We start from the raw sequence: 8,463 nt of genomic DNA, 5'->3' as shown, positions 1-8,463 counted from the left end.
GGAGAAGACCGCCGCGTTCCGTGGTGGGTCCAGGTACAGGCCCACCACGTCCCGGACCTTCTCGATCAGAAACGGGTCGGTGGACACCTTGAAGTCCTCGACCAGCCAGGGCTTGAGGCCAAAGGCCCGCCAGACGCGGTGCACGCTGGTCGGAGAGATCCCCACCCGCTTCGCGAGCTCGCGCTTGGACCAGTGGGTGGCCCCTTCGGGCACCTCTTCCAGAGTGCGGACCACGACCTCCTCGACCTGGGCATCGCTGATCGTGCGCGGCGCGCCCGGCCTCGGCTCGTCGCTGAGCCCGGCGCACCGGTGCCGGACGAACCGGTTCCGCCACCTGCCCACCGTGTCCCRGCTGATTCCCAGTTCGGCGGCCACGGACTTGTTGGTCCTGTCATCCGCGCACATCAACACGATGCGCGCCCGCTGGGCCAGGCCCTGCGCAGTCCTGCGCCGGCTGGCCCACCCCTGAAGGGTCCGCCGCTCGGCCCCGGTGAGCACGAGCGGCAGACTCGGCTTACCTGCCATACCTCCATGACACCGCAGGTCCCATGAGATCGCAGATCTCCGGACCGGGACACTAGGAGCTGCACCTCTCCTGAACTTCCGGAACCCCGCGACCGCGCGGAGGGTCTGGGGGTCAGTCAGTGGCACCGGCGGGTGTTGAGTCGGGCGGCCTGGCGGGTCAGGTGGTCGCGTTCGGCGAGATTGGGTGCCTTCTGGGCCGCTTCGGCGTACAGCCGTGCCGCGGTCGCCAGGTTGCCGTCGCGTTCGTGGAGGTAGGCCGCCACCGCCGCGTGGCGGGGTAGTGAGTCGTCCAGCGCCGCGAGCGCTGCCAGGCCGGCGCGTGGTCCGTCGGCCTGGCCGACGGCCACCGCGCGGTTGAGTCGGACGACCGGGCTGTCAATCAGGCGCGTGAGCTCGTCGTACCACTCGACGATCTGCACCCAGTCCGTCTCCTCGGCGGTGGGTGCGTCGGCGTGGAGTGCCGCGATGGCGGCCTGGGCCTGGAACTCGCCCAGCTGGTCGCGGGCGAGGGCCGCCTGCAGGATCGCGACGCCCTCGGCGATCGACGTGGTGTCCCACCGGCGGCGGTCCTGCTCGGCGAGGGGGATGAGGCTGCCGTCGGGCGCGGTCCGGGCGGCGCGCCGGGCGTGGTGGAGCAGCATGAGGGCGAGCAGCCCCGCCACCTCGGGGTGGTCGATCGCGGCCGCGAGCTGCCGGGTGAGCCGGATGGCCTCGGCGGCGAGGTCGACGTCGCCGGAGTAGCCCTCGTTGAAGACCAGGTAGAGGACGCGCAGCACGGTGGCGACGTCGCCGGGCTGGTCGAACCGCACGCCGGAGACGGTGCGCTTGGCCCGGCTGATGCGCTGCGCCATGGTCGCCTCGGGCACCAGGTATGCCTGGGCGATCTGGCGGGTGGTCAGCCCGCCGACGGCGCGCAGCGTGAGCGCGACCGCGGACGACGGCGTCAGCGACGGGTGGGCGCACAGGAAGTAGAGCTGGAGTGTGTCGTCCACCGCGGGCACGGGCCCGGGCGCCGGCTCCTCGTCGACGAGGTCCTCACGCCGGCGGCGGGCGGTGTCCGCCCGGGCCGCGTCGAGGAACCGGCGCCAGGCCACGGTGACCAGCCAGCCCTTCGGGTCCCGCGGCGGGTCGGCCGGCCAGACGCGGACCGCCTCGACCAGCGCGTCCTGCACGGCGTCCTCGGCCGCCGCGAAGTCGGCTCCGCGGCGGACGAGGATCCCGAGCACGCTCGGTGTGAGGCTCCGGAGCAGGAGCTCGTCCACCCCGGAGGTCACTCCGTGATGGTGGGCGGCGCGGTCAGGAACGGGCGCACCTCGAGCCACTCGTGGATCGGCTTCCCGCCCGCCCCGGGCGCGGCCGACAGCTCCCCGGCCAGCTCGACGGCCCGCTCCTGGCTGTCGACGTCGATCACCATCCAGCCGGCGATGAGGTCCTTGGTCTCGGCGAACGGGCCGTCGGTGACCGGCGGGCGGCCCTCGCCGTCGTACCGGACCCACATCCCCTCGGGGGCGAGCGCCTGACCGTCGACGAACTCGCCGGTCCCCTCGAGCCGGGCCGCGAAGTCGTTCATGTACTGGATGTGGGCCGAGATCTCCTCCGGCGTCCACTGGTCCATGGGTACGTCGTTGACCGCGGCCGGGGCGCCGCGGTAGTGCTTGAGCAGCAGGTACTTGGCCATCGTGCTTCTCCTCGGTGCTGGTGCGACCCATCCTCGTCGCGTTCGCCGCGGGGACGGAGCCAGCCACGGGTTCTCGACATCGCCGCCCGATTTTTTTCGGGTCCCGTAGATGTACCCGAGCGAGCCGCCTCGCGGTGTCCGGGGCCACGGCGTGGCGCAAGGGCGAGACGGGATCCCGACGTCGGCGGCGGCCAGCCACGCCAGGGGGGAACGCGCGAGCCCGGCGCGGTGGCGCTGCCATCCTGACCGGGGCCGGGATGGCGGTGGGTCCGGGTCCCACTGAACGTAGCCGCGTGGCTACGTCCAGTGGGCCACCGCCGGCCAACACGGTCGCCATGTCGCCGACGTCGCGACGACGACGTCCGCATGACCGGGCAGGCCGTCGGTCTGTCTACCGGCGCGTCATACGACGGCGCGGACCGCTCGGTGGGCGGATCATCTGACCTCGCCGACTCTTTCCGGGCGTCCGCTATTCAGCGAAAGACAATCGTGTTGTTGTCATTTCGGATCACACGATCCTCGCTGTGCCACTGTACTGCGCGGGATAGAACAGCCCTTTCCACGTCGRCCCCATGGCGCTGGAGATCGGCAATGGTATCGGCATGCGTCACCCGAACAACGTCCTGCTCGATGATCGGGCCCTCGTCTAGATCGGCGGTCACGTAGTGGGCCGTCGCGCCGATAAGTTTCACCCCACGCTCCTTTGCCTTGATGTATGGCCCGGCTCCGACGAAGGCCGGCAGGAAAGAATGGTGAATGTTGATAATCGGCACGGCAACCTCTGTGATGAAGTCTGCCGACAGAATCTGCATATATCGTGCGAGGACGATGAAATCCACGTTACCTCGGAGCAAACGCAGATGCACGGCTTCCGTGGCGGATTTTTCTGGGCCTGCGGAAGGCACATGAAAGAACGGAATCCCGAAACTGCGAACCTCGCTGGCCGAGTCCGGATGGTTCGAAATCACCATTGAGACAACGATCGGGAGTTGGCCTCGCCGCTGGCGCCACAGAAGGTCAAGTAGACAGTGGTCGGGCTTCGAGGCGAAGATTGCAACACGCTTCGGCACGGACATGTCACGGACCGAGAACTCCAGCCCGAGTTCCTTGGCCAGCTTCGTCGCAAGGTGTTTCTCAATGTCAGGCAGCACCGCATTTAGATTGTCGAGACTGAAGACCGTCCGCTGGAAAAATGCGCCACCCTGCGGATTGTCGGAGTACTGGTCAAGCGAAACGATGTTCGCGCCGTGGGCACTCAGCACCGATCCGACTGCCGCGACGATACCGGTTCGGTCCTTTCCGTGAATGATAAGCGAGGCGTGATCCCGAGTAAGTGGAAGCGAAGTTCTCCCCGGCGCCGCCACCGGAATCGGCGTCATATCGGTCCTTCCTGAAAAATTCCGCAATCTACTAGACGTAGCTCTGGGCCCGCCAAACAAGCAAAAGTAGAAGTTCGCGCCCGTCGTGGCGCCGTGCGTCGTGGCCACGCGCCGGCGCACGGATAGCTGATCAGGCCCCACTGTGCCCTGATCTTTCAGGGAAGCCCGCATTTCCAGCAATTCCCCGCGCCCGCGTCGACACCGAAGCGCGCAGCGTAACCCAGAGACCTCATGATACCGGCGGGTTCAGCCACTCCGATCTGGATCGGCAGATCGACACCCCGATCCCGTGCTGCTTCACCCGAGGTCAGGGAGCATGCCGGTTCGCGTCGGAATCCTGTTTTGATGAGGTGGATTCAAGTGGTCAAAGCGACGCATGCTTTGCCAGCAGCTCATCGAGCCTTGTCCGGTGACGTTTCGTCACGTTGCGTGCAACGGTGCCGTGATGGTGTGTTGGGTGTCAGACGGTCCTGTGGTACTCGGTATGGAGATGGACGGGTGGACCGTTCACCCGGTTCACCGCGCCCGCCGGGAACACGCCAGCGTCCGCTCCAAACGCCGACAACGCGCTGGGAGAATTYCCGACCACAAGTCGCCCGACCAATCCGAGAAGGATTGTGGTCAGAGTGCTACCCGAGGGTGATGGGGAGCTTCTCGTAGCCGCGGACGGTGCTGGTGTGCAGGCGGACCGCGCGGTCGTGGTCGACGTCCCATTCGGGGAAGCGGCGCAGGGTCTCCTGCAGCGCGACCCGCCCCTCGAGCCGGGCGAGGGAGGCACCGAGGCAGAAGTGCACGCCGTGGCCGAAGGAGACATGGCTGTCGAACCGGCGGTGGATGTCGAACCGGTCGGCGTCGGGGTACTTCCGTTCGTCCCGGCCGGCCGAGCCGGTGAGCAACAGGACCTTCGACTTGGCGGGGAGGACCGTGCCGTGCAGCTCCACCTCCCTGGTCAGCACCCGGCCCTGCACCGGGGAGGGTGCCTCGTAGCGCAGCAGCTCCTCGATCGTGTTGCCGATCAGTGACGGGTCGGCGGCGATCTCGGCGCGCTGGTCGGGGTGCGCGGCCAGGACGAAACCCGCCCAGCCGAGCAGCCGGGCGACCGTCTCGGTGCCGGCGCTGACGAGCAGGTTCGTGAAGTCGGCGGCCTCCTGCGTGGTGAGGCGCCGGGAGCCGGTTTCGCTCTTGACCTCCGCCTCGACCAGAGCGGTCATCATGTCGTCGCGGGGCTGGCGGCGGCGGAGCTCGATCTGCTCGCTCCAGTAGGAGTGCAGCCTGATCTGGGCGCCGAACGAGATGTCGTTGATCATCCCGGCGCCTTCCTCGAGGTGGAAGGTCTGGTCGATGAGCTGGCGGACGTCCTCGCGGTCAGCCGGGTCGACCCCGATCAGCTCGGAGATGACCTTGGACGGGAGCTGGGCCGCGAAGTCCTGCACGTAGTCGAACCCGCTCCCGCCCACCTGGGGGTCGAGCATCTCGGCGCACAGGGCCCGGATGGAGTCCTCGAGCGCCGAGATCCGCCGGGGGGTGAACGCCCGGGAGACCAGGGTGCGCAGCTCGGTGTGCGTCGGCGGGTCGATGAAGATGATGAGCCCGGTCTGCATCGGCTCCGGCGACATGATCTCCAGGACGGTGCCGTGCGCCGAGCTGTAGGTCGCCGGATCCCGGTGGGCGGCCTCGACGTCGGCGTGCCGCGACAGCGCGAAGAAGTCGAGCCTGTCGTTGCGGTACACCGGCGCCTCGTCGCGCATCCGGCGCCACACGTCGTACGGCGCAAGGTGGATCACCTTGTCGAACGGATCCCAGCTTAGTTCCGTCATGACCGTGACTATGTCATAACTGGTATGGCTTTGATCCGTCCGCAACGTGCCTCTTGGTGCCGCTCTGTCCCGGTGCTGCGTCGCTACGTCTCCGCGCTGCGCCGATGGGCTCCTGCGCTGCGCTGATGGGTTCCGGCGCGGCTCACACGCCGTCGCGCTGGAGGAGCAGTACGCCGGACGGCGTGCCGCCGCCGGAGGTGACCACGGCCGTCCTCGCGTCGGCCACCTGGCGCTCGCCGGCCTCGTGGCGAAGCTGGGTGATCGCCTCGTAGAAGAACCCGTACCCGTGGGTGCGGCCCTCGGAGAGCTGGCCGCCGTGCGGGTTGATGGGTAGCTCGCCGTCGATCGCGATCCGCCGGCCCTGGTCCAGCCAGTCCTTGGCCTCGCCGACGCCGCAGAATCCCAGCGCCTCGATCCAGGAGATCGCGTTGAAGGTGAAGCCGTCGTAGACCAGGGCCAGGTCGACATCCGAGGGGCGCATGTCCGTTCTGGTCCACAGATGCGAGGACTGGCCCAGCACCTGCGGCTCGTGCGTGATGATGCCCTGGTCCCAGGAGACCCGCTCGAGGATCTGCGTCCCGACCGCCTCGACGCGGATGGCCGGCTTCGGCAGGTCGCCGGCCACCGAGGCGTCGGAGACGATGACCGCGATCGACGCGTCGCACGGGACGTCGCAGTCGTAGAGCCCGAACGGCGTCGTGATGGGCCGTGCCGACATGTAGTCGTCGAGGGTCAGCGGCTCCCGGTAGATGGCCGCCGGGTTGCGCGCCGCGCCGGCCCGGCCGTTGAGGGCGATCGCGGCGAGCATCTCCCGGTCGGCGCCGTAACGGTGGAAGTACTGGTTGGCGTTCATGGCGATCCAGTTCGCCGCCGACAGCGCCCCGAACGGCGCGCGCCACAGCGAGGAAGGGTTGGAGACCCGCGCGGGTGCCTGGCCCAGGCCGAGCGCCCGGTAGGTGGACTCCCACACCGTCCGGAAGCACAGGACATGCCGGCACAGGCCCGAGGCGACGGCCATCATCGCGGTGATGACCGAGCCACCCGGGCCGGGCAGGTCGCCGCCGCCGTTCGTCCAGGTCGGGTGGATGCGCAGCGCCTCCTCGACGGCGCTCACTCCGCCCTCGCTCATTCCCGCCGCGCCGGCCCCCGGGTAGGTGGAGAGCCCGTCGATGTCCTCCAGCCGCAGGCCGGCGTCCTCGACCGCCTTGAGGCAGGCGTCGACGGTCAGCGACAGCGGGTCGACCATGAGCCGGCGCCCCATCGCCGAGCGCCCGATGCCGGAGAGGACCACGCGGTGCTCGAAGCGGTCCGAGCTCAGCGGCGCGCGGGGGGTGGGCAGGTTCGGCTCACCGACGCGGTCGGTCGGGTCGGTCGTGCCGGTCGGCTCGAACAGGGCGAGCCAGACGTCCTCGTGCTGCTCGAACCGGACGTCGACCTCCTGGCCGATGTGCACGTCCTTCGGCTCACAGCCGATGATGTTCGTGGTCAGCCGGACGCTGGCGTCCTCCGCCAGCGCCACGTTGGCGATCACGTACGGCGGCTTCATCGCCGGTGACCACTGCTGCGCGTTCACCGTGAACCCGACGACCGTGGCCCGGCCGGACACCGCCGTCGGCGCCCAGTTGCGGCTGCGGCACTTCGGGCAGATCGGCACCGGCGGGTGAACGAGCTGGCCGCAGTCGGAACAGCCCTGCACCCGCAGGGTGCCGTCGGCGCCGGAGGTCCAGAACCACTCGGTGGCGGGGGTGAGCTCGGGGAGTGGGCGCATCGCTGCTGGTCGTCCTCTCTGTGCCACGGCCGTCAGCGGGCCGGGGCCGTCTGTGTGCCGCGGCCGGCCGCAGCCGGGAATGTCCTGGTCACGGCGTAGACAGCGAGCCGGCCGCCGTCTCCGGAGTCCCGGACCTCGACCTTGCCGAGGCCACCGGATCCCACGGTCGCCGTCGCAACGGCGGGGCCGGTTCGCACCGGCCGCAGGTAGCGCAACGCCAGGACCGAAAGGCTGGTGGGGCCCGCGGCGAGGGACAGCGCGGCCTCCTCGGCCGCCAGGGCGATCAGCCCGCCGTTGAGGCTGCGGGACGCGTTCAGCCCGTCGTGCCCGTGCGCCAGCACGGCGACGCCCGGCTCGCGGATCTCGCACCGCGCGCGCTCGGCGAAGGGGACCCGCAGCCGCCCGCGCTGCACGGGCAGCTCCCGGCGCCGCAGCATCTCCGGGTCCATCAGCATCGCCGGGTCGGGGGCCGCCATGAACGAGGCTACGCCGGCGGCGATGCCGCGGCCGTCGGCGCCGGTCAGCTCGATCTCGATGACCGCGACCGACTGGCCTTTCTTCACCAGGCGCCCGGCGGCGTCGACCCGCTCGAGCTCCCGCAGCGGTTCGTGGACGTGGATGTCGAGGTCGAGGGTGACCGGGACGCGCGGCTGGAGGAAGTCCAGCACCATGTATCCCGCGACGATGTCCGCCCAGGTGGCGAGGATCGATGTGCGGATGCTGGTCGTACCGGGCACGAACATCTCGGGAACGACGGCCGCGGACCCGTGGAGCTCGTCGCCCACGCGGGTCGTCTGGAATCCGAGCTCGTTGATGATGTGCGCGTCCGGCAGCCGCTCGTCACTGTTCGTGGTTGTCATTCCACCCTGTTCCGGGAAGGAGCCCCCGTGTTACCGCCGTCCCGCCGGGGGCGGTTAGCGACCGTGCCGGGTGCCGGCACCCGGCACCCGGCACGGTCATGCGTCGGGCCTAGCGGCCGGAGAGGAACCGGACGATCGGTGTGGCCGCGGGGAAGACCTCGGTGAGGCCGGCGGAGAAGTACCCCGAGTCGGTGACGATGGTGATGCCGTTGATGGCGGAGGCGGCGCCGCTGCAGAGGAACAGCAGCGGGTAGGCCTGCTCCAGCGAGGTCGCGGCCTCGATGCCCAGCTCGGCCCGGTAGTCGGCGCCGAAGCCGAGCCAGGTCTCCTTGTTCGTCTGGGCCAGCGGGGTGTCGGTGGGGCCGGGGCAGATCGCGTTGATGCGGATGCCCTGCTTGAGCAGGGGCATCGCCTGGGTGGCGACGTAGGCGCAGAC

General features: G+C 69.5%; 8 protein-coding genes. All 8 read right to left on the bottom strand.

Features of this window, described 5'->3' with window-relative positions; all coding sequences use genetic code 11:
* A partial coding sequence (locus BBK14_RS05700; protein ID WP_116430006.1) for an IS630 family transposase occupies positions 1 to 525 on the bottom strand: 525 nt, incomplete at its 3' end.
* A 116-nt stretch (positions 526 to 641) separates the two neighbouring features.
* Positions 642 to 1,787, bottom strand: a complete 1,146-nt coding sequence (locus BBK14_RS05695) for an RNA polymerase sigma factor (RefSeq protein WP_071060135.1) — start codon at positions 1,785 to 1,787, stop codon at positions 642 to 644.
* An 8-nt stretch (positions 1,788 to 1,795) separates the two neighbouring features.
* Entirely contained in the window at positions 1,796 to 2,203 is a 408-nt protein-coding gene (locus tag BBK14_RS05690) for a YciI family protein (RefSeq protein ID WP_071060134.1), read from the bottom strand.
* 473 nt (positions 2,204 to 2,676) lie between these two features.
* Positions 2,677 to 3,582 carry a formyltetrahydrofolate deformylase gene (gene purU / locus BBK14_RS05685; RefSeq protein ID WP_071060133.1) on the bottom strand — a complete coding sequence of 302 codons (906 nt, stop codon included), beginning with the start codon at positions 3,580 to 3,582 and terminating at the stop codon, positions 2,677 to 2,679.
* A gap of 629 nt (positions 3,583 to 4,211) precedes the next feature.
* Positions 4,212 to 5,399, bottom strand: a complete 1,188-nt coding sequence (locus tag BBK14_RS05680; protein ID WP_071060132.1) for a cytochrome P450 — start codon at positions 5,397 to 5,399, stop codon at positions 4,212 to 4,214.
* Between the two features lie 142 nt (positions 5,400 to 5,541).
* Entirely contained in the window at positions 5,542 to 7,167 is a 1,626-nt protein-coding gene (locus tag BBK14_RS05675; RefSeq protein WP_071060131.1) for a thiolase C-terminal domain-containing protein, read from the bottom strand.
* A gap of 32 nt (positions 7,168 to 7,199) precedes the next feature.
* Positions 7,200 to 8,027, bottom strand: a complete 828-nt coding sequence (locus tag BBK14_RS05670) for a PaaI family thioesterase (protein ID WP_071060130.1) — start codon at positions 8,025 to 8,027, stop codon at positions 7,200 to 7,202.
* Positions 8,028 to 8,136: 109 nt separating this feature from the next.
* The coding region (locus BBK14_RS05665; RefSeq protein ID WP_116430005.1) for an SDR family oxidoreductase at positions 8,137 to 8,463 on the bottom strand (327 nt) is incomplete at its 5' end.

Source organism: Parafrankia soli (assembly GCF_001854695.1).
Classification (GTDB): domain Bacteria; phylum Actinomycetota; class Actinomycetes; order Frankiales; family Frankiaceae; genus Parafrankia; species Parafrankia soli.
This window is presented reverse-complemented; position numbering and strand designations above follow the sequence as displayed.